Raw genomic sequence first — 21,780 nt, 5'->3', positions numbered from 1 at the left:
GTGTTAATATCTCGCGCTAATTTTCCTTAGCGTTCACAGCTAAAATAGAACGGTTACCAAACACATAATGAATTTGATTGCGGTAAAAACAGCCTTGTTTTTATCTTGCGCCATTGCACTGCAGACATCGCTGGCGCAAACCGAAGAAATAGATGGCAGTAGCAGTGAGCATGCGATGGTGCGCTCGTCGGTGTTTTACGACTTGATCAAGCCGGTGCCAGCAAAACCTTTCTGGTATGTGCAGACCAGTGTCTATACCAAACACTTTCGGCCTAAATCAGAGCACAATAATAATCAAGAATTGATTGGTTTAGAGCGCCACACAGAAAACAGCTATTTAATGGGCGGCGCAACTTTTTTACACTCTTATCATAAGCGTTCTTATTATGGCTATGTGGGTAAGCGCTATGATTTTGACGGCACACCGTTTTACGGCAAACTCACAGCTGGCTTGATCTACGGTTACAAGGGCGAGTACCGCGATAAAATTCCTTTTAACCGCTTTGAAATTGCCCCTGCAATAGTACCCTCGTTGGGGCTTAAGTACCGCCATGTCGCTGCTGAAGTGGTTTTGTTGGGTGGAGCAGCTACTATGATTAATATTGGTTTGGAACTGTAAAATTTAGAAGGTTAATACGGCCTGCCTACATCTAAATGCGCATAGCGTTTTAAAGTTTTCAGCGGCAGGCTAAAGCAAAACTTGATTTTGATCACGCAACAGGAGTTGCAGTCATGCCGAACACTTTCAACGTTAATCAACTGCCTTTTGGTTTTCTCACTGAAGATGAAAAAAAGCTGCTGCTCAGCACTGTGCAGCGCAAAGAATATCAGCCTTTAGATGTTTTGCTCGCCGCCGGTGATGTCGCTCAAGGCGTGTTTGTGGTGTACCAAGGGCGTGTTGCTGAAAGTGAATGCAAGACGCAGCCCAGTACGCAATTAATTGAGCAGCATGCGGCTTTTATGCATTATGAGGCTGGCGAGTACTTTGGCAGCTGGTCAGTGTTTAACGGCAAGGCGATTCATAATTTCGTTGCGGTGGAAGCCACGGTTTGCCATTTGATTCCAACGCAAACCCTGCTCGAATTAGTAGATAGCAACTCGCTGTTTGCTGATTACTTTCAACAAAACCTCACCGCTAAGCGTGAAATTATTGCCCAGCATGCGCCCAATCAAGATATGGCTGAGTTTATGTTGGCGCGCATCGCGGATAGCGCTATCCGTGCGCCGCTCATTGTTGAAGAAGGCACGACCATTGCTGAGGCCACACGCTTGATGCGTGAGCAGAAAGCAGATTGCTTGCTGGCAAAAAAAGGTAACCGCTATGGCATGGTGACCGGTACCGACTTGCTGGATGCAGTGATTATTGAGCGATTGCCTTTAGATACTCATGTTTCACGCATTGCCAGTTACCGTTTAATTCGTATCAGCCCCGACGACTACTTGTTCAATGCGTTGATTATTATGACGCAACAGCAAATTGAGCGGGTGGTGGTAATGGGTGAGAAGCGTCAGCTCTTCGGTATTATTGAGCTGACGGATGTACTGAGCCAATTCTCCAGTCACTCGCACGTGATTGGTTTGCGGGTGGAGCGGGCGCAAACCGTTGCGGAACTGCGCGAGGCCTCATTTGGCTTGACCCAACTGATTAAAGGTTTAATTTCCACTGGGGTGAAAACGCGCTTCACCATGGAGTTATTGGCTGCGTTAAATAGCCGTATTCTAAGTAAGTTATTTGATTTGATTGTTCCTTTAGAGGTGCACCCTCACGTGTGTTTGATTGTCATGGGCTCGGAAGGGCGTGGCGAACAAATCATGAAAACCGACCAAGATAATGGTCTAATTTATCGGGACGGTTTAGATTGGCCGCAAATGCACGAAGTGATGAAAGAGTTCAGTGAGACCCTGATTTCATTTGGTTTCCCACCGTGCCCAGGTAATATTATGGTGTCCAATCCTGAGTGGATTAACTCAACAAAACAGTGGGCCGACAAGTTGACACGCTGGAGCAAGAGTTACGAAGGCGAGGCGACGATGAATTTATCCATTGCCAGTGACAGTAAGCCAGTGGCTGGCAATGTGGCGTTGTTTAAGGTTGCGCGAAATATTTTCTTTCGCCGTATTCAAGACAATGAAATTTTCTTTTCCCACTTCGCGAAAGCCGCCTTGCATTTTGATACGCCACTGACGTTCTTTGGACGCCTGAAAAACAGCACAGGCCTAGATATTAAAAAAGCCGGAGTCTTTCCCATTGTGCATGGGGTGCGCAGCATTGCTCTGGAAGCGAAAATCACCGAGACCAATACTTTCAAGCGCCTTGAGCAGCTCGTTGAGAAAGGTGTGTTGCAAAAAGAGCTGGCGGATAACTTGTCAGAAGCTTTGAGCTATTTTGTGCAAATCCGTTTGCATCAGCAAATCAGTCGTCACAGCGGTGATCCTACTGAAATTGATAAAGTACCCAATGAGGTCAATATTAAAATCTTGACCGCATTGGAGCGTCAACTGTTGCGTGACTCCTTGGCGGTGGTAAGGGATTTTAAAAAATACTTGATTCAGCGCTATCACTTAACCTTCTAAGCTCAGCAGTACGCTGCAGTAAGGAGAATTCTTATGGCATTTCCAGATTTTTTCGAACAAGCGCCAGTGATTCGTTTGCGTGATCCACTGGCCGAACTGCTTGGCAGCGCCACAGATGGCGTAATGGATTATCACTATGTCGATGCGGTACGCCTGGCGGGGCATTCTTGCCCAACTGTGGCAGGGGCTTTTTTAACTGCGCGCGCTGCTTTAACTGCACTGTATCCCGATGCACTACCTGAGCGTGGCGCGATTAAAGTACACCTACCTGAACCAGAAACGGCAGGCACGAGCGGTGTGGTCGCGCAGGTATTGACACTGATTACCGGTGCCGCAGCGCAGGGTGGCTTTAAAGGTATTGGGCCACGTTTTGCCCGCAATGGGCTGCTGACTTTTGCGGCGCACGGTGTAGAAAATAATGGCCTGATTCGCTTTCAACGAATGGACACAGGAGCAGCTGTTTTGGTTAAGTTTGATGGCCATGGCATACCTGCTGCTGAGTCGCAGCGAGAGCGCATGCAGGCAGTGGTGCAAAATCGCGAAACCCCTGAACAGCAATTGGAATTTGGCCGTCTCTGGCAAGAGCGGGTACGGCGGATTCTATTAGAGCATGCTGATGATCCTGCGCTAGTGAGTATAGTGCCGCTTAACTAAAGCATTGCCAAAGAACAGCTCAGCCCAGCATGGCATGAACAGCTGTGCTGGGCTGGTGCAAACGCACCGAGTCGAGAAGTGCGCCTATTCTCATCGTGACGAGACAGCCATTGCTGAACGCACCCAGCAACTGCAGTCAAAGTTATCCAACCTTATTTATACATATCGTTATTTTGCAAATCGATGCAATGATCATCGAGTGGAGAAATTATGAGCAATAAAACTATTATCGTACAAAGTGGCGGCGGGTATGACCGTGTAATCGTCACTAACAGCGAAGCTGCCGCACCTAAGTGTGGCGAAATTAAAGTTCGTCTTCATGCCAGTTCACTCAATTACCATGATTTTGCTGTGGTGAGCGGTATGTGGGGACCCACAGAAGATCGGATACCCATGGCAGACGGCGCTGGTGAGGTGATTGCGGTTGGCGAGGGCGTGACTGAATTTGCAGTTGGCGATAATGTGGTCAGCACCTTCTTCCCCAATTGGCTTGATGGTGAAGCAGAAGAGGAAGGATTTGCCGCAGTGCCAGGCGATGGTGTGGATGGCTATGCGCGGGAACAAGTCACCGCTCCTGCTACCTCCTTCACCCATGCTCCTAAAGGTTACAGCCACGCTGAAGCGGCGACTTTAACCACTGCAGGTTTAACTGCTTGGCGCGCATTGTTTGCTGATGATGCCCTTAAGCCAGGTGATACGGTGTTAGTACAAGGCAGTGGTGGAGTGTCTATTTTTGCCCTGCAATTTGCCAAGCTGGCCGGAGCTCAAGTGATTGCCACCTCATCCAGCGATGAAAAACTGGCGCGTCTCAAAGCTTTGGGTGCAGACCATTTGATCAACTACCGTAAAGATCCTAATTGGGGTGAAACAGTACGCGAGCTTACCAGTGGTAGAGGTGTTGACCATGTGGTTGAGGTGGGTGGACCTGCGACTTTGCAGCAATCCATGACTGCTGCCCGCGTGGGTGGCCATATTTCAGTGATTGGCATTTTGACCGGTGTGTCGGGTGAGTTCCCATTGGTGCAAGCGCTGGCCCGTCAACTGCGTTTGCAAGGTGTGCTAGTGGGCAGTCGCGCGCATCAGCAAGCGATGATCCGTGCCATTGATGCCAATGGTTTGCGTCCAGTGCTTGATCGCAGTTTCGCGCTGGAGCAACTCGCTGAGGCTTTCCGTTACCAAGAAACCAATCAGCACTTTGGTAAAATTGTACTGGAGTTTTAATTAAAACGGTTCTAGGTTTTTTTCAACCAGTTGGCCTTGTTCTGGATCAAACTGCATACGCTGCAAGCGCTCGACAAACCATTTAAGCCCTTTGCCATTATTGCTGCGCTGCCAGGCCACGGAAATATCTACAGGCGGTCGCGCGGCATCCAAAGGCAGTACCACTAGCTGACCTTGTGCCAGTTGTTGGGTAATGCGGTGATGCGGCAAGTAGCCAACGCCCAGCCCTTTGCATTGCGCGGCAATTTTGTGCTCGATAGTGGGCACATAGATGCGGCTACGACCGTCTAGTAATCCTGCTGAGCGAGTGGGTAAACGCTGCGAGCTGTCGGCGACGATAACAGTGGGGTGGTCTTGGATGGCGCTGGTGGCTAACGGTGTGGGCAGATGTGTCAGTGGGTGATCAGCAGCAACGGCGAACTCAAATAACACCTGACCTAACGGGTGGGTGGCATAGCCGGGCGCTGGCGGCATGCCTTCGGCGCCAATTACCAAGTCGCAGCGGCCATCGATCAGTGCGTCCCAGCTACCACTGAGGACTTCTTCGCTGAGGCGTATTTCGGTCTTAGGTTGGATCCGCTGGAATTGTTCAATTAAGTCATAAATGGCATCGCAACTGAGTACGCTTTCAATACAAATGCGCAATTTGACCTCCCAGCCATCTGCGGCTTGGCGTGCTAGGGCAGTCAACTCTTGCGCCGCCGTTAAAATTTGCCGGCCTTGCTCTAGGACCAAGCGACCAATGGCGGTGAGTTCAGCTTTGCGGCGGCTGCGATCAAAGAGTTCAACGCCTAAGTCTTCTTCAAGCTTATTGATGGTATAGGACACCGCCGAGGGAACACGGTGTAATTCTTCAGCTGCCGCAGCAAAGCTTTGCCGGCGTTCGATGGCATCAAGGGTTTGCAGTGCATCTAAAGTAATGAGTAAGGTCATAATTCAGTTTTCCTGATCTCTGGGGTCCAATAATTACCAGACTAACGGGCTAGTCTTTGCAGTACAATGGCCAGATAAAGCAGTAAAACTGGTTGTGTTTGCCGCTCATGCTTTGCCCCCAGTAAAGAGCGAGTAACTGTTGCGAATTGGCCATATAGCGAGTCTAGTTGCGCTAAGTGCTGTTAATTTATAGGGCATGCTGCAAAAATACATGCCATAGGCTTCTAAAGTGATGATCACCATGCGGACTCGGCACATTCTAAAAAAACTACAACTCTGGTATGCCAAGCTGCCGTTGCACTGGTTGCTGGCCGCGCTAGTGGTAATCCATGGTTTTGTCTTGCTCAAGGCCACATTGCCTGCGGTGTATCGCTTGTTCAGAACCCCATCGGCTGACTGGCTCAAAGATCAAAATGTCCATGAGTTTTTAGATTCAACTTTAATTGCCGTACTGTTTGCGCTGATGCTCGGCGCGGGGTTGGTGATTAACGCCATAGGTTTAGCCTTGCGCGCCCGTACCGCTTGGTTCATGAGTTTATTTTTACTGTTGTGTAATTTGCTCTATGACGTAATTTATGGGCAGAGCTTTATCAGCTTAGCCAGCGTCAACAGTTACCTGCTGTTCTTGGTGATTTTACTGGTGTTATATGGTCGCCGCTTTAATCAGGCCAGTGTGGTCTCTGGCTCTTTATTTGCGGTGCTGGGTGTGTCGCTACTGCTGATGTACTCGACCTTTGGCACGCTTTACATGGGGCTCGAGTACTCACCGCCCATTACTGATATTAGCAGTGCTTTCTATTTTTCTATCGTGGCCATGTCTACTGTGGGCTTTGGTGATATCGTACCCAGCACAGCTGATAGTCGGCTATTTACCACGTCCATTATTATTTTAGGCATTACTGTTTTTGCCACTTCGGTCAGTGCGGTCATTGGGCCTATTTTACAGGGGCGAATTAAGCATTTAGTTAATGGGAAAGATAAAAAGCGGATGAAAAAGAATCATATAATTATTGCCGGTGCCACGCCTTTAGCACAGAGTGTTTACAGCGTATTGCGCAAAGCCGATCATGATGTCGTAGTGATTGTACCCCCTGAAGTAGCGCATGATTACCCAGCAGATACTGATATTATTGTTGGCGATGCTACGGACTCAGCGGTGCTTGCCCAGGCTAATGCTGCTTTCTCCACCTATATCTTGGCTTTGCGCGCTGATGATTCAGAGAATGCCTTTATCGTCTTGGCTGCCCACGAGGAAGGTGGTGAGCAAACCCGCACCGTCGCTTTGGCGAACTCATCGATTCATTTGAATAAAATCAAACAGGTGAATCCCGACGTGATTTTATCGCTGCAGTCATTAGGCGCAGAAATCTTAGGACGCTTAGTCACCGGTGAGCCAATTACCGATGAGCTGATCTCACAGTTGCTATTGCCTTTAGACAAGCATGCGGCGCCGCCCAAATCGACTTCGTCGAGCAGTTAGTGCTGCTAGCACTTTAATTTTGTGCGGTTTGAGGTCAGGGCTTGTCGACTTGGCCTGAGCCGCTTTGCATATTATTTAAAGCGCTGGTTTTTCTTGAGGGTTTTTTGTATTTCTTTAAACGCCATCATCAGCTTTTGTCGACGGCTTTTGTTTTTTGCTGTGAAGATGGCAAAAAGGGCGATCAGTATCGAAAACGCCAAGCCGAAGACTTCCTCTGGGCTGTCTGGCAGCAAGAAAAAAGTATCTGGGGTTATGACGGTGACAACACTTTCATCCAGCTTGGCAGCCCCTAGAGTCATATAAACAGGTGCATGATCAGACATGTGTTTGCGGCTGTCTTTATGGTTCAACTTGAGCATTTTGGGAAATGAGATAATACCAGCTTGGCCGATTGTTAAGTTTGTATTAAGCTCCACCCAAATGTTGTCGTACAGGTTGGCATATTGGCCATTTTTTTCTGAAAGGGTTGAAGCACCCTCAGTGATCAAAGGCTTGGCGTATCTTTTTAAAGCGCTCCACGATTCGTGAGTGGGTGGCATATTAAAGTCACCGGCCAGCACGAGTGGGGTGTTGGGGTAGGTGGCCTGCATCCAGCGCCAATAATCAGCTAATGCCTGAATTTCTGGGGTGCGGTCCTGCACACTTTGCCCATATAAAATATGCACTGTACCCACTGCCAGCTCGCTATTGTCATGCTTGGACCTGAATTTTGCCGAGAACGGCTCACGAATAAATTTGTTACCACGGTCTGGGTAAAACTTAGGGCTATACACCACTTCAACGGCTGCATCACGCCACAAAAAGGCATACATTTCTTTATAGTTTTTTGAGCCCACGGGCTGAGAAATAAGGTAGCTCCAGTCTTCTTCGGTATGCCTTTCAACCGCTTGCTTTAGGCGCAGTAAACCTTCTTTTGTCATCACTTCCTGTATGGCGATTAAATCCACCTTGCTGGCGATCGCTGCAAGTCCTGTGTATTTCTTGTGATCACCATGCCCGAGGTGTTGAATGTTCCAAGAGGCAAAAATAATGTCACTGGCGCAGGCGTAAGCAGTGGGTCCAAGAGTGCCAAACAGTACAAAAACAGTTAACAAGCATGCACGGTATTGCTGAGGTAAAAAACGTAAAAAAAACACTGCTTAGATATTTCCTAAAGATAAAAGGGTTACTTATTGCTGCCTTGAGGGCAGAAGGGAAGCTGCGCTGAAGTTAAGTGGCTATAAAAACGCAGCAGTATACCTGTCTAAGCCTATTTATTGCTGGGATTTACTTGTTTGGGGTTGTTTGCAGCACTGAGCGTGTTAAACGCATTTAGTCCGTAGCGCTAATGCCCGTTGTCATGGGCTGGCGCTTTATGGTCAAAGTATGCTGCTGAAACTAGAGCACGAGCGGTTGGGAACTACCTGTCTTATGGCTGCAGGCGTTTCGTTTTGAGCAGAAAAGTATTGGTTCAATTATTTTGATCTTTTATATCAAAACGTTCCGTTATTATTCGCCAACCCAATCAACTATGGTAGTTACATCGAATAACAGAACTGATACGACTTTATATAAATGAACTTTAAAGCGTAGCAGATCATCAAATGTATTACAGGCACGTGAGAAGAAAAATGCTTCCCTCGCGCATCCAAACAAAAACAAATATGGAGGCTCCATTATGGGCGTATTAGTAGACGGTCAATGGCATGACCAATGGTATGACACTGACTCCACTGGCGGTAAATTTGAGCGCAGTGAGTCACAATTTCGCAACTGGGTCACCGCTGATGGCAGCGCTGGACCAAGTGGTGAAGCAGGCTTTAAGGCTGAGGCGGGGCGTTATCACTTATACGTTTCGTTAGCTTGCCCTTGGGCGCATCGCACGCTGATCTTGCGTACGTTAAAAGGACTGGAGTCGATGATTTCAGTGTCAGTGGTCAACCCTTATATGCGTGAGCATGGCTGGACCTTTATCGAAGATACAGGCGTCGTTGCTGATCCGTTGTTTCAAGCCAAGTATATGCACCAGATTTATACCACCGCAGACCCTAAATACAGTGGTCGGGTGACCATCCCAGTGCTGTGGGATAAACAGCAAAATGTCATGGTGAGCAACGAATCGTCTGAGATTATTCGTATGTTCAACTCAGCTTTTGACCAGGTTGGCGCAAAACCTGGCGATTATTACCCAGAGGCGCTGCGTGCCGAGATTGATAGCATCAACGCGCATGTCTACGACAACATCAATAATGGTGTTTACAAAGCGGGTTTTGCCACCAGCCAAAAAGCCTACGAGCTGGCCGTGTTCCCCTTGTTTGAAGCATTGGATGAGCTGGAACATCGCTTAGCGAACAATCGTTATCTGTTAGGTGATCAGATCACTGAAGCGGACTGGCGTTTATTTACCACGCTGATTCGTTTTGATGCGGTCTACCACGGGCATTTCAAATGCAATCTTAAGCAGATCGAGGATTACCCGAATCTGGCAGGTTATATGCGCGAACTCTACCAGTGGCCGGGTGTGGCGCAAACGGTAAACATGGCGCATATCAAAGAACATTATTACCGCAGCCACGACACCATTAACCCAACCGGTGTCGTGCCCGCAGGGCCAGTGTTAGATTTTGAGCGCCCGCACGGACGCAAATAATTGCTCCACCACCCGTCGGGCCACTGCGCAGAGACATAACGCGCTGCTCAGTGGCGGCACAGCCACCCAGTGTTTGAGGACGCTTATGCAAGCTTTACAATTTACTGCAACCGGTTCGCTCGATACGCTGCAATTGCGCCAGTTACCTCAGCCAGTACCAGCGGCAGGCGAGGTGTTGGTTGAGGTGCGGGCGACCGGGGTTAATCCTAGTGATATTAAAAACGTACAGGGCTTATTTCCTTACACCACCACGCCGCGTATTCCCGGACGGGACTTTGCTGGAGTAGTGGTCGCGGGGCCAGACGAATTGCTTGGTCAAGCCGTGTGGGGTGGTACGGGTAAGGGCTTTGGTTTTTACCAAGACGGTTGTCATGCCCAGTATGTGGTGGTGCCGGCCAATGCGGTCGCACCGTTACCCAAATCACTCAGCTTTGCCCAGGCGGCCACCTGTGGTGTGCCCTTTATCACCGCTTGGGATGCCCTTGAACGCAGTCAGGTAAAAGCAGGTACTCGCTTGTTAATTATCGGTGCCGGTGCTGTGGCTAAAGCAGCGCAGGTTTTAGCTCAAGCACGCGGTGCAAAAGTGGTTATGGCGGTGCGCCGTGCTGATGTTGTGCAGAGCTTGCAAGCGCAAGGCATCACCGCGTTTAAGCTCAGCGAAGAAGGGCAACTAGCAGAGCAGGCGCGCGAACATTTTCAGCAGCAAGCGCCCGAAGTAATTTTTGAAACCACAGGTTTTTGGTTAGCAGCAGCAGTCAATAGTGTCGATACTTTTGGCCGTGTAGCAATTATTGCCGCACCTAAGGATGGCTTGATCAGTTTGTCGTCTTTAAATTTATACCGCCGCGGCGGCTCCATTGTTGGGATCAACTCGCTGCTGTACAGCCTAGAGGACTGCGCGCAAATGCTGACGCAAATCGGTGCGGCATTTGACGCTGGCTTAGCAGTGCCCAGTGGTTTTATTGAATTGCCACTGGCGGATGCGGTAGCGGCTTACCAGCAGGTGAGCGCCGGCGCTTCCGAAAAAATCGTGCTGATTCCCTAAGTGACTGCTGACCAGAATTATCTTTAACAGGAGGCTCAAAAATGATTGAACTACGACCTTATCAAGAGCTTGGCGGCGCTCATCATGGTTGGCTGGATACGCGCCACCATTTCTCCTTCGCCGATTATTACAACCCTGAGCGGATGCACTGGGGCCAACTCAGGGTGTGGAATGATGACACCATTGCCGCACGTTCAGGCTTTCCACCGCACCCACATCGCGATATGGAAATCATCACTTATGTGCGCAAAGGTGCCATTACCCATGAGGACAATCTGGGTAACCGCGGCCGTACTGCCGCAGGGGATGTGCAGGTGATGAGCGCTGGCACCGGCATTGCCCACAGCGAGGTGAATGAAGAAGACGAAAGTACGCAGATTTTTCAGATCTGGATTATGCCCGATGAGAAAGGCTTGCCACCGACGTGGGGCACTAAACCCTTTCCTAAGGGCGAGCGCAGCGGCTCTTTTATCACCTTAGCCAGTGGCTTAGCGAACGATTCTGAAGATGCCTTAACCATTCGTGCCAGTGCGCGTTTGGTGGCGGCCACCTTAACCGCTGGGCAAAGTGCTGAATATCACATTGCACCAGGACGTAAAGTGTATTTAGTACCGGCCAGCGGTCAAATTGACATTAATGGCGTGGTCGCCAAGGCCGGTGACGGTGTGGCAGTCAGCGATGAGCGACTACTAACCGTTAGTGCTCAACAAGACAGCGAAATTGTTCTAGTGGATGTGGCATAAGCAGTGCTATTGATCTGCAAGAGTGTTTGAGGCGAGTGGTTCGCCTCGATTAGAAAAAATAGCGACACAATTAATTTTATTGAAGAGGAAACACAATGACTAAAGTACTGGTTTTATACCATTCCATGTACGGCCATATCGAAACCATGGCCAATGCCGTAGCCGAAGGCGCCCGTGGCGTAACTGGGGTTGAGGTCACTATTAAACGTGTACCAGAAACCATGGATGCGGAAATTTTTAAAAATGCCGGTGGTAAAACCGATCAAGCGGCAGCAGTGGCGACACCAGCAGAGCTAGCTGATTATGATGCCATTATCGTTGGTACGCCAACCCGCTTCGGTAATATGAGCGGACAAATGCGCAACTTCTTTGACCAGACCGGTGGTCTGTGGGCGAAAGGCGCGCTGGCCGGTAAAGTGGCCAGCGTCTTTACCTCAACCGGTACCGGTGCTGGCCAAGAGATGACTATCACCTCAACGTGGACCACACTGGCTCACCACGGCATGATCATTGTGCCAATCGGTTACACCACGCCAGAGCTGTTTGATATTTCTCAGGTCAGTGGCGGCACCCCTTATGGTGCATCGACCCTGGCTGGCGGTGATGGCTCGCGCCAACCGGATGCCCGTGAGTTAACCATTGCTCGTCATCAGGGTGCGCATGTGGCGCAGATTGCCGCTAAGCTGAACGCGTAACCCCTAGCTAAGCGCTGTACCCTAGGCCATAAATCTCTAGTATAGAAGGGGATTTATGGCCTTTTTTGTGATTGCTTTAAGGGCTTTTACAGTTGTTTAGATGTTGATAGCTCAGGAGTGACCTATGCATATTGGTATTTTAACCTTTACTTTTTCCTTGCCAGGTTGCAGCTCTTTAAAGGAGAAACGTCAGCGTGTTGGTGGTTTGCATGAACGCTTTGGGCGTAACCCAGCGGTGGCGGTGTGTGAGAGTGGCGAGCTGAATCGGCACGATGCTAGCGAGTGGTCTTTTGTTGTGGTGGGCAGTAGCAAACGCGAGGTTGAATCATTGTGCAGCCAAATTGAAGACAAGGTGCAGCGTACGGTAGAGGGACGCGTGCTGGACGTTGTTCGCGAGTTTTTATAGTGCACTTTCAGCTCAGCTGGGCTTCGCTTACTTGAGTGGCGCGGGTGCTTTTCCTACATACTTAGTTAGAATGGCGGCTCTTTTAATAATTATGAGCTTCTGCCATTAAGGATTTGTTATGGATACCTCCCCTAAACGGGAAAGAACTATAAATCCAACGGTGTTTTATACGTCAGCGTTTCTGATCACTGTTTTAGTTCTCTTCGCCAGTATTTTTCCCAGTATTGCCGACACTTATTTTACTAAAATTCAAACCTGGATCGTTGGCCATGTCAGTTGGTTTTATGTACTGACCGTTGCCATTATTCTGCTATCAGCCGTTTATCTAGCCGTAACCCGTTACGGTGATATCAAATTGGGCCCAGATCACAGTAAGCCTGATTATAAAAATATGTCATGGTTTGCCATGTTGTTTTCTGCCGGAATGGGAATTGGCTTGATGTTCTTTGGCGTGGCTGAACCAGTCATGCATTTTATTTCACCGCCGGTGGGCGAACCCCACACCATTGAAGCAGCCAGAGAAGCGATGAAGCTGACCTTCTTCCACTGGGGTTTACATGCGTGGGCAATTTACGCCATGGTGGCGTTGATTTTAGCTTTCTTCTCGTACCGTCACGGCCTGCCGCTGACTTTGCGTTCAGCGCTGTACCCGCTGATCGGTGAACGCATTTATGGCCCCATTGGTAATGCTGTGGATATTTTCGCAGTCATCAGTACCATTTTGGGTATTGCCACGTCCTTGGGCTACGGTGTACTGCAGATCAATGGTGGTTTTAACTACCTATTTGATTTACCGATTGGCACCTATGTACAAGTTATTCTGATTATCAGTATTACCGCTTTGGCGACCATCTCAGTTGCCACGGGTTTGGATAAAGGCATTAAAATTTTATCTGAAGCTAACTTGCTGTTAGCGGTGGTACTGCTAGTGCTGATTTTGACCCTTGGTCCAACAGTGCTGTTATTGCAAAGCCTGGTGGAAAACACCGGTGGCTACTTCTCCGAGATCGTCAATAAAACCTTTAACCTTTACGCCTATGAGCAAACTGACTGGCTGGGCGGTTGGACTTTACTCTATTGGGGCTGGTGGATTGCTTGGTCACCGGCAGTGGGTATTTTTATTGCGCGTATTTCTCGTGGCCGTACCATTCGTGAGTTTATCACGGGGATTTTACTGGTACCGACGGGGTTCACCTTCTTGTGGATGACAGTCTTTGGTAACACCTCCATCGACATGATTATGCACGGAGGTATGACCAGCTTGGCGGACACTGTCAGCGCCGACAGCTCCTTGGCGCTGTTTGCCTTTTTAGAACACTTCCCCTTTTCTACGCTGCTCTCAGTGGTTGCAGTGTTGATGGTGGTGTTGTTCTTTGTCACCTCAGCGGACTCCGGCTCCTTGGTGATTGATATGCTGGCCTCTGGCGGTAAAACCGATACGCCATTATGGCAGCGAGTGTTCTGGGCCTCTTCCATTGGTTTAGTGGCCATTACGCTGCTCATTAGTGGTGGTTTACCAGCGCTACAAACGGCATCGATTGCCAGTGCGCTACCTTTCTCACTGATTTTGCTCACGGCCATTTGGGGCTTGTTTAAAGCGCTGCACTTTGACTCCACTAAGCGTTTATTGAAGCAGCAAAGTGTGGTGCATCACTCCCGTCAACAGTTGCGTCCTGGTGGTTGGCAACGGCGTTTACGCAGCATGATGATGTTTCCACGTCGCTCCCACGTAAATCGCTTTATTGAGGAAGTGGTGCAGCCTGCCCTTGAGGAAGTTGCTGGGGAAATTCGCAAGCAGGGCTACAGCGCTGAAGTTGAAATCAATGATGAAAAGCGCTGCAAGCTTGAGGTGCAACACAATGCTGAGGTGAACTTTGTCTACGAAGTGCAGCCCCGTGCTTATACGCGTCCTGATTTTATGACGCCAGCTGAAGTCAGTGATGATAGCGAAGAAGTCGAAGAGCGGGAAAAACGTAAATACTTCCGTGCAGAAGTGCACTTGCTAGAAGGCGGGCAAGATTACGACATTATGGGTTGGTTACGTGATGAAGTGATTGAGGATGTGCTGGATCAATACGAGCAGCATATGCATTTCTTGCATGTGATTCGTTAAGTTCACAGCGCCATTCAGTCCTACAAAAAAGCCCCCTGTGTTGTAAGTGCAACACTGGGGGCTTTTTTATTTGTTGAGCTTGAGATTAGGACACCTCTGAATAACTACCTGCGTAGCTACCACTGGGTTAACAAGCTTACTCAAAATGTTCATTGACTCGTTATTTATTGAACTTGAGGTTAACTTTTGGCAAGACGCTGTTTAACAGGCTTTAGGCTTGAAATAAAGAGCGGCACCGGTAGTCAGACCCTGCAAGTTAATGTCATCGCGGGCGACTTCTGCTTCGATGGGTTCTTTTTGCCCTGCAACTTTCAAGGTGACTCGAGTGATTGCCCCCAGTGGGCGAATATCACGTACCGTACCGACTTGATGGCCTTCGGCGGCAACCTGTGACAGCAGCACTTCATGGGGGCGGAATTGGATTTCTTGGTCAGTGACTTTTAGGATATTGGAGTCTCCTAAAAAGTGATAAACAAACTCACTGGCAGGGTTTTCATAAACCTCTGCCGGAGTACCGATCTGCTCAATCACTCCTTTGTTCATCACGACAATTCGGTCAGCCACTTCCATGGCTTCTTCTTGGTCATGGGTGACAAAAACCGAGGTGAGGTTAATCTCTTCGTGTAAGTCTGCCAGCCAGCGGCGTAGCTCTTTGCGCACCTTGGCATCCAGCGCACCAAAAGGCTCATCCAGCAGTAAAATTTGCGGCTCCACAGCTAAAGCGCGGGCTAGGGCAATACGCTGGCGCTGACCACCGGATAACTGCTCAGGGTAACGGTCAGAGAGCCAGTCCAGTTGCACCATGCGCAAGAGCTCCTGCACTTTTTCAGCAATCACCGCTTCGCTGGGACGCTCACGGCGTGGTTTCATACGCAGACCAAAGGCCACGTTATCAAACACGGTCATATGACGAAATAGGGCGTAATGTTGAAACACAAAACCAACATTGCGGTTGCGCACATCGCGGCTAGAGACATCATCACCGTTAAATAAAATATTGCCTGTGTCCGGCGTTTCTAAACCGGCAATAATGCGCAGTAGGGTAGTTTTACCGCAGCCCGATGGCCCAAGTAGTGCTACCAGTTCGCCAGCTTGGATATCTAAATTAATATTGTTTAATGCAGTAAAGTTGCCGAACTGCTTGTTCACTTGGCGCACTTCAATACTCATGATTATTCGTCTCCGTTATTGTGCTGACGGTTGATACGCGATTCGCTCCACTGCTTCAGCAGTAACATGAGCAGCGCCAAAATTAATAGCAAACTGGCAACACTAAAGGCTGCAACATGGTTGTATTCGTTATAAAGGATCTCAACGTGCAAGGGCAGAGTGTTAGTAAAACCACGGATGTGACCAGACACCACCGACACCGCACCAAACTCACCCATGGCGCGGGCAGTACAGAGCACGACTCCGTACATAAGGCCCCACTTGATATTGGGCACAGTCACATGCCAAAACATCTGCCAGCCGCTGGCGCCGAGTAAACGCGCTGCTTCTTCTTCTTGGGTGCCTTGTTGCTGCATCAGGGGAATCAGCTCGCGGGCAACAAAAGGTACAGTGACAAACAACGTCGCTAAAATAATGCCCGGCACCGCAAAGATGATTTGAATATCATGCTCAATCAGCCATTGGCCAAAAAAACCCTGCGCCCCAAACAATAAAACATAAACCAAACCGGCAATAATCGGTGACACCGAAAAAGGTAAGTCAATCAAGGTGATTAAGACACTTTTGCCATAGAAATCATGCTTGCTGACACACCAAGCGGCAGCAACACCAAATACCAAGTTGAGAGGCACTGAGATGACCACGGCTAAGATCGTGAGCTTTAAAGCGGAAATAGCATCGGGTTCAAGAATGGCATTAAAGAAATAGCCAACGCCCATTTTGAGAGCTTCCGACAAGACAATGGCCAGTGGCAAAACCAAGAAAACAATAAACATCAGCCAAGCTGCAGCGAGTAAGCCTAAGCGTCCCCAGCTACGAGTAGTGGAGGAAGACTTGGGTAAAGTTGCGGTAAGTGAAGTAGTCATGGGTATTCCTTAGCCCTTAGCAACGTAGCGCTGGAGAAGGTTAATAAACAGTAGCAAGATAAAAGACACTATTAACATCATGACGCCAATGGCGGTGGCACCTAGGTAATCGTATTGGTCGAGCTTAACCATGATCAGCAAGGGCAGAATTTCAGTTTTACCGGGCATGTTGCCCGCGATAAAAATCACTGAACCGTACTCACCGATACCGCGGGCAAAGGCCAAAGCAAAACCTGTAAGCCATGCAGGCAGTAACGCCGGCAGTAAAATATAGCGGAAAGTTTGCCAAGGACGGGCACCAAGGCAGGCGGCGGCTTCTTCCAGTTCACGAGGAATATCGGCCAGTACCGGCTGAATGGTACGCACGACAAAAGGCAAGGTGACAAAAACTAAAGCTAAGGTGATGCCAATCGGGGTGTAAGCGATACTCATGCCTATATCTGCAGCAAATTGGCCGAGCCAGCCATTGGGTGCATATAAGGCGGTTAAAGCAATCCCTGCAACAGCGGTGGGCAGTGCAAATGGTAAGTCAATCATGGCGTCAATGATTTTGCGTCCTGGGAAGCGGTAACGCACCAACACCCAAGCAAATAAAGTGCCGATCACACCATTGAGCAATGCTGCAATAAAAGCCGTGCCAAAGCTCAGCTTGAAGGCTGCCAATACCCGTGGCGCACTAACAATGGTGTAAAACTCTGACCAAGTCAGCTGCGCTGCATAAACAAACATGCCGGCAAGCGGGATAAACACCAATAAGCTGAGGTACACCAAAGTGTAGCCGAGCGTCAGCCCGAATCCTGGTATGACTGGAGAGGTGCGTCGTAACATAGTGACTTGCCTTGTGGTTATTGAAAACAGCAGCATTGCTGGCTTGGTTAGATGAAAAGTACAGTGTTTGCTGAGTGCGCAATGTCTGCCAATACGCCGACCTGCTCTGGCGTGAAGGTGCTTATCATAAGGGCTATCACTTATTCTTTAAAATACTATTTGGCTCTTCACTTATGCTTTAAAAGAATTAGCGGAAAGCTGTTTGTTATTCCTTTTGGTTATAAGTAAGCTTCTTTATATTCTTTTGTTGACTTATGGCTCTGTAGCATAGTGGTCACCACTGACCCATCTACAGAGGTAATAAATATGAGTATTCAATTAGGCGACATCGCACCGGATTTTCAACAGGATTCAAGTGAAGGCTTGATTAATTTTCACCAATGGTTGGGTGATAGCTGGGGTGTTTTGTTTTCACACCCAGCCGACTTCACCCCAGTATGCACCACGGAACTGGGCTTTACCGCCAAGTTAAAAGATGAGTTTGCTGCGCGTAATGTGAAAGCCATTGCGCTATCAGTTGACCCAGTGGCTTCACACCATGAGTGGATTAAAGACATTAATGAGACGCAGCACACCATCGTTAACTTTCCAATTTTGGCCGATGATGATCGCAAGGTGTCCGAGCTGTATAACCTGATCCACCCCAATGCAGACGATACTTTGACAGTGCGTTCGCTGTTTATTATTGATCCGAATAAAAAAGTGCGCCTGACCATTACCTATCCGGCCAGTACTGGACGTAACTTTCATGAGATTTTGCGAGTGATTGATTCACTGCAGTTGACCGATAACTATAAAGTCGCCACTCCTGCGAACTGGGTGGATGGTGAGGACGTGGTTATTGTGCCGTCGATTCAAGATCAGGCTGAGCTGCAAGAGCGTTTCCCGAAGGGGTATCGTGCGGTTAAACCATACCTGCGCTTAACGCCACAACCGAATCGTTAAGATAACAACCCCTAATGGCTGAGTGTGGTTTTGCCATTAGGGGCGCTGATAAGGGGAGTGCTGATGACTAACATTTCTGCTGTGCGTTATTTGATTGTGCCAGGCTGGTATGGTTCTGCTGCCGAGCATTGGCAGTCACACTGGCATCAGGTGCTGCCCAATTGCCATCGAGTTGAGCAGCGCGACTGGTTGCAGCCAGAGCGTCAGGCATGGGTTGCTGAACTAGAAGCGCAGATTGCTGCACAAACCAGTCCAGTCATACTCATTGCCCACAGTTTAGGTTGTGTGACTGTTGCCCACTGGGCTGCGCAAGCCCCAGCAGCGTTACTTGCGCGGGTGCGGGGTGCTTTATTGGTTGCCCCAGCAGATGTTGAGCGCAACGACTGTCCTGCTGCTTTATTGAATTTTGCGCCGCTGCCTGTGCAACGCTTGCCGTTTCCAAGCCTGTTAGTTGGCTCAAGTAATGACCACGCAGCCACGGCGCCGCGAGCGTTATTATTTGCCCAGTATTGGGGCAGCACTGCAGTGATTTTGCCGCAAGCTGGGCATATTAATGTGCAGTCAGGTCATCATCGCTGGGAGCAAGGCTTTCGTTGGTTGTATCAACTGCAAGAGCGCAGTGAGCGACACCATCAGTACAGTGCTTAGTGTTACGCTTTATTGAGCCTGTGGATCAAGCAGTGCTGGGTTTAAGCGGGGTAATTTGCGCGCGAGTTTTTTGAAATGGGCGATGCGCTCATAGCATAGCGTCAGCTCGCCGCTGTTGATGTTGTACCAACTGTCAGGGGCGCCACAACTGGTGACTCTTAAGGTTAAGTTGCGCGGCAAAGCAAAAAACTCACTGGCGCGCTCGGCCACTGCTTCCAGCTCGCCGCTGGCTTTTACTTTCTCCAGCAAGTCACCACCACCGTCCAAGTGATAGGGCGGTGGGTCATAAATGACGCGAATGTGGTGTTTGATAGGTTGCTCTGGGCTGCGCTTAAAGTGCTCACGAAACCATAAGGCGGCATACTTGGCTTGCTCATATTCATCTTGGCAATAAAAGGCGCGCTCTTCTGGCAAGCCAGTCATTTCAATAATCCACTCTAGGTTTTCTGGATCACTGCCGTAGGCCAAACAGGCAATATTATAGAAGCGCTGCTCATCGAGGGCGTGGCTGTCCCAAGCATGGATCATTTCATCGGGATCTTTTGTGTGCTGCCACTCTAAGCGCCAATAGTCAGCCACATCCAATAAGCGCATGGGGAAATCAGGGGTTTGCTGGCGGTCATAAATTAAAAACAAGCCAATAAAACCCAATTGATCTGCTGCATCTTCTTCGCGGCCAAGAACTGGCAGCTTAAGCTCATGAATAAGCAAGTGGCCCATCTCATGCAGCAAAGTGAACTCAGCATTGGTGGTAACAAAACGCAGTTGCTCAGCCGCGGCTTGCTCTTGCTTGTGCTCTGCTGTTTGTGTGTGCGCGTAAAGTGTCGCGCTGCTGGCGACGGATAAAAATAAGGCCCAGCGCAGGGCCCCGTTTAGTTTTGAGTGCAGGTACTGGGCGATAACGGCTAATCGACAGGTGGGCATGATTGATCCAGAGTTTCAAGGCTGAAAGGCAGCTCAGGCTGTGGCCATTGTAAGTCCATTTCCTCAAATTTTTGTGCGATTAGGCTACAAAACAGTAGATTGCGCAGTGGTTTGTTATTGGCCGGTACAATATGCCAAGGGTGGGATAGGGTGCTGCTTTGTTTAAAGGCTTGATTCCAGTTTTTCTCAATAGCATGGAAATTTTGATGACCGGCTAAGTCAGCGGCAGAAATTTTCCAATGTTTTTCAGGGTTAATAAAACGTTGGCGCAGACGGTTTTTTTGTTCTGCTTTAGAAATGTGTAAATAAATTTTCAGCAGGTGAATGCCTTGTTCGGCTAAGTTTGCTTCAAACTCCAATAACTGCTGTAAACGCCCAGCGGCTTGGTTGTCATCAATATAACCATCGGCTAAATCACTGACCAAACCTTCATAAGGCGTGCGATTAAACACCGTGAGACCGCCTGCTGCTGGTAGGTGCTGGCGGTAGCGGGCTAAAAAGTTTTCTTGGCGCTGACTGTCACTGGGCTTTTGAAAATCACTGACGCGTACGCCTTGTGGGTTGAGTCCGCGCAAACTGTTACGGATCACGCCGTCTTTACCGGAGCAATCCGGGCCTTGTAGCCACACCAAGAGCGCTGGGCCTTTATTTGCCCAGAGCAATTGTTGTTGACGATCTAAACCGTTACGCACTGCCTTTAAACGCTTCTCGTATTCGTGTTGAGTCATTCCAAAATCATAGTCTGGAGCAATGCTCAGACCTGTGTCGCTGTTGTAGAGGCAGTGTTGCAGTAAAGTATCGGCGAGACGCATATTAGTCCTTGTTACGCTTAAGTTGGTCTTTAAGCTGTGTGGGCAGCTGACGAATAATCAACATATCTCGCGATTCATCATATTCGACCTTAGAGCCAAGCAGGTGTGAGTCAAAACTGATGGAGATGCCTTCGGCGCGACCAGTGAAGCGTCGAAAAGCATTTAAGGTGCGCTTATCGGCTGGAAACTCCGGCGATAAGCCATAATCTTTATTGCGGATATGGTTGTAAAACGCCTGTGGATTATCCTCATCTAAGACTTCCGATAAACCTTCAATACTGACCACCTCACCGCGCCGCGCTTGATTATTGGCATAGCTGGTGAGGCTGTCGGTCTTTTCCCGTGCTTGCTCTTCTGGCAGGTCTTCACTTTCTACAAAGTCACTGAAAGCTTTGAGCAGGGTGCGGGTTTCGCTAGGGCCGTCGACACCTTCTTGGCAGCCTAAAAAGTCACGGAAACCATCGATGACTTTCTTACCGTTTTTGCCTTTGAGAAAGGAAATATATTGCTTGGACTGAGCATTATTTTTCCATTCCGACAGATTGATCCGTGTGGCTAAGTGCAATTGGCTCAAATCAAGGTGGCGTGCAGCATCAATGTCTAAACCTGCGTTGACCACCATGCCTTCGCTATGTTGCAGCACGGCAATGGTCAGGTAGTCGGTCATACCTTGTTGGTAATGGGCAAATAACACATGCCCTGAGAGAGTGATATTGGCTTCTTCGACATGTTTTTTGAGGTGTTCTAGCGCTTGGCGGCTGAAGCTGACAAAGTCGCTTTGTTCTGCTAAGTAGCTGCTGAGCCAGTTTTGCAGAGGCCATTGGCTGCTGTCAGATTGAAACAAGCCCCAAGCTTTACTGGGTTTGGCGTTATAGCTGTCATTTAAATCAGCAAGCACATGTTGTACGGCGCTGGAGTTGGGCAGTACTTCTTCACGGAATTGCAAACTGGCTGGGCTGTCGTCAGGCTTTTTATCAATGAAGTGAACAATGCAGTGATGAATCGACATACTGTTTTTTAACCTTTACTTAAGAAGAATAAAGCCGCGCCTTGCTCGCAGCTAATGCTGGGCAAGGCGGGAAACACGGACGGGG

General features: G+C 49.0%; 21 protein-coding genes. 13 read left to right on the top strand and 8 right to left on the bottom strand.

Annotated features, from left to right (window positions below):
- Positions 1-67 precede the first annotated feature (67 nt).
- The 4 genes from O6P33_RS09655 to O6P33_RS09640 all read left to right on the top strand — a co-directional run bounded on the left by O6P33_RS09655 (position 68) and on the right by O6P33_RS09640 (position 4,449).
- Positions 68-619, top strand: a complete 552-nt coding sequence (locus O6P33_RS09655; protein ID WP_332880032.1) for a sn-glycerol-3-phosphate transporter — start codon at positions 68-70, stop codon at positions 617-619.
- 113 nt (positions 620-732) lie between these two features.
- A complete protein-coding gene (locus O6P33_RS09650; RefSeq protein WP_269817571.1) occupies positions 733-2,574 on the top strand; it encodes a putative nucleotidyltransferase substrate binding domain-containing protein in 1,842 nt (613 codons plus the stop codon).
- Between the two features lie 33 nt (positions 2,575-2,607).
- Positions 2,608-3,228 carry a hypothetical protein gene (locus O6P33_RS09645; protein ID WP_269817570.1) on the top strand — a complete coding sequence of 207 codons (621 nt, stop codon included), beginning with the start codon at positions 2,608-2,610 and terminating at the stop codon, positions 3,226-3,228.
- Positions 3,229-3,438: 210 nt separating this feature from the next.
- Positions 3,439-4,449: a zinc-dependent alcohol dehydrogenase family protein gene (locus O6P33_RS09640; protein ID WP_269817569.1), complete on the top strand. Its 1,011-nt coding sequence runs from the start codon at positions 3,439-3,441 to the stop codon at positions 4,447-4,449.
- Here O6P33_RS09640 and O6P33_RS09635 read toward each other — a convergent pair whose 3' ends face one another.
- Positions 4,450-5,382, bottom strand: coding sequence for a LysR family transcriptional regulator (locus O6P33_RS09635; RefSeq protein ID WP_269817568.1), 933 nt, complete (start codon positions 5,380-5,382; stop codon positions 4,450-4,452).
- Positions 5,383-5,623: 241 nt separating this feature from the next.
- On the opposite strand from O6P33_RS09635, the gene kch reads away from it, so the two are divergent.
- The gene (kch, locus tag O6P33_RS09630) at positions 5,624-6,862 is read left to right on the top strand and encodes a voltage-gated potassium channel protein (RefSeq protein ID WP_269817567.1); all 1,239 of its coding nucleotides are present in this window, start codon (positions 5,624-5,626) and stop codon (positions 6,860-6,862) included.
- Positions 6,863-6,933: 71 nt separating this feature from the next.
- On the opposite strand, the gene O6P33_RS09625 is transcribed toward kch, so the two are convergent.
- Complete coding sequence (locus tag O6P33_RS09625) at positions 6,934-7,998, bottom strand: endonuclease/exonuclease/phosphatase family protein (RefSeq protein WP_269817566.1); 1,065 nt, start codon at positions 7,996-7,998, stop codon at positions 6,934-6,936.
- 521 nt (positions 7,999-8,519) lie between these two features.
- Between O6P33_RS09625 and O6P33_RS09620 the strand changes: the two genes are divergently transcribed.
- The 6 genes from O6P33_RS09620 (at position 8,520) to O6P33_RS09595 (ending at position 14,493) form a co-directional block, all read left to right on the top strand.
- A complete protein-coding gene (locus tag O6P33_RS09620; RefSeq protein ID WP_269817565.1) occupies positions 8,520-9,491 on the top strand; it encodes a glutathione S-transferase family protein in 972 nt (323 codons plus the stop codon).
- Between the two features lie 85 nt (positions 9,492-9,576).
- Complete coding sequence (locus O6P33_RS09615) at positions 9,577-10,536, top strand: quinone oxidoreductase family protein (RefSeq protein WP_269817564.1); 960 nt, start codon at positions 9,577-9,579, stop codon at positions 10,534-10,536.
- A gap of 41 nt (positions 10,537-10,577) precedes the next feature.
- The gene (locus O6P33_RS09610) at positions 10,578-11,279 is read left to right on the top strand and encodes a pirin family protein (RefSeq protein ID WP_269817563.1); all 702 of its coding nucleotides are present in this window, start codon (positions 10,578-10,580) and stop codon (positions 11,277-11,279) included.
- A gap of 95 nt (positions 11,280-11,374) precedes the next feature.
- Positions 11,375-11,974, top strand: coding sequence for an NAD(P)H:quinone oxidoreductase (gene wrbA / locus O6P33_RS09605; protein ID WP_269817562.1), 600 nt, complete (start codon positions 11,375-11,377; stop codon positions 11,972-11,974).
- Between the two features lie 124 nt (positions 11,975-12,098).
- Positions 12,099-12,380: a DUF503 domain-containing protein gene (locus O6P33_RS09600; protein ID WP_269817561.1), complete on the top strand. Its 282-nt coding sequence runs from the start codon at positions 12,099-12,101 to the stop codon at positions 12,378-12,380.
- 118 nt (positions 12,381-12,498) lie between these two features.
- Positions 12,499-14,493: a BCCT family transporter gene (locus O6P33_RS09595; RefSeq protein WP_269817560.1), complete on the top strand. Its 1,995-nt coding sequence runs from the start codon at positions 12,499-12,501 to the stop codon at positions 14,491-14,493.
- A 201-nt stretch (positions 14,494-14,694) separates the two neighbouring features.
- Here the strand turns inward: O6P33_RS09595 and O6P33_RS09590 are convergent, their stop codons facing one another.
- The 3 genes from O6P33_RS09590 to cysT are packed head-to-tail and all read right to left on the bottom strand — an operon-like array spanning position 14,695 to position 17,357.
- Positions 14,695-15,663, bottom strand: a complete 969-nt coding sequence (locus O6P33_RS09590; protein ID WP_269817559.1) for a sulfate/molybdate ABC transporter ATP-binding protein — start codon at positions 15,661-15,663, stop codon at positions 14,695-14,697.
- Positions 15,664-15,665: 2 nt separating this feature from the next.
- A complete protein-coding gene (cysW, locus tag O6P33_RS09585) occupies positions 15,666-16,529 on the bottom strand; it encodes a sulfate ABC transporter permease subunit CysW (RefSeq protein ID WP_269817558.1) in 864 nt (287 codons plus the stop codon).
- A gap of 9 nt (positions 16,530-16,538) precedes the next feature.
- Entirely contained in the window at positions 16,539-17,357 is an 819-nt protein-coding gene (cysT, locus tag O6P33_RS09580; RefSeq protein WP_269817557.1) for a sulfate ABC transporter permease subunit CysT, read from the bottom strand.
- 306 nt (positions 17,358-17,663) lie between these two features.
- Between cysT and O6P33_RS09575 the strand changes: the two genes are divergently transcribed.
- Positions 17,664-18,302: a peroxiredoxin gene (locus O6P33_RS09575; RefSeq protein WP_269817556.1), complete on the top strand. Its 639-nt coding sequence runs from the start codon at positions 17,664-17,666 to the stop codon at positions 18,300-18,302.
- Positions 18,303-18,365: 63 nt separating this feature from the next.
- A complete protein-coding gene (locus O6P33_RS09570; RefSeq protein ID WP_269817555.1) occupies positions 18,366-18,950 on the top strand; it encodes an RBBP9/YdeN family alpha/beta hydrolase in 585 nt (194 codons plus the stop codon).
- 9 nt (positions 18,951-18,959) lie between these two features.
- Here O6P33_RS09570 and O6P33_RS09565 read toward each other — a convergent pair whose 3' ends face one another.
- The 3 genes from O6P33_RS09565 to yejK are packed head-to-tail and all read right to left on the bottom strand — an operon-like array spanning position 18,960 to position 21,695.
- Positions 18,960-19,874 carry a DUF4344 domain-containing metallopeptidase gene (locus O6P33_RS09565; protein ID WP_269817554.1) on the bottom strand — a complete coding sequence of 305 codons (915 nt, stop codon included), beginning with the start codon at positions 19,872-19,874 and terminating at the stop codon, positions 18,960-18,962.
- Entirely contained in the window at positions 19,856-20,686 is an 831-nt protein-coding gene (locus tag O6P33_RS09560) for a polyphosphate kinase 2 family protein (protein ID WP_269817553.1), read from the bottom strand. Before O6P33_RS09560 ends, O6P33_RS09565 begins: the two co-directional genes overlap by 19 nt.
- A gap of 1 nt (position 20,687) precedes the next feature.
- Complete coding sequence (gene yejK, locus O6P33_RS09555) at positions 20,688-21,695, bottom strand: nucleoid-associated protein YejK (protein ID WP_269817552.1); 1,008 nt, start codon at positions 21,693-21,695, stop codon at positions 20,688-20,690.
- Positions 21,696-21,780 lie beyond the last annotated feature (85 nt).

The organism is Denitrificimonas caeni (assembly GCF_027498055.1).
Classification (GTDB): domain Bacteria; phylum Pseudomonadota; class Gammaproteobacteria; order Pseudomonadales; family Pseudomonadaceae; genus Denitrificimonas.
This window is presented reverse-complemented; position numbering and strand designations above follow the sequence as displayed.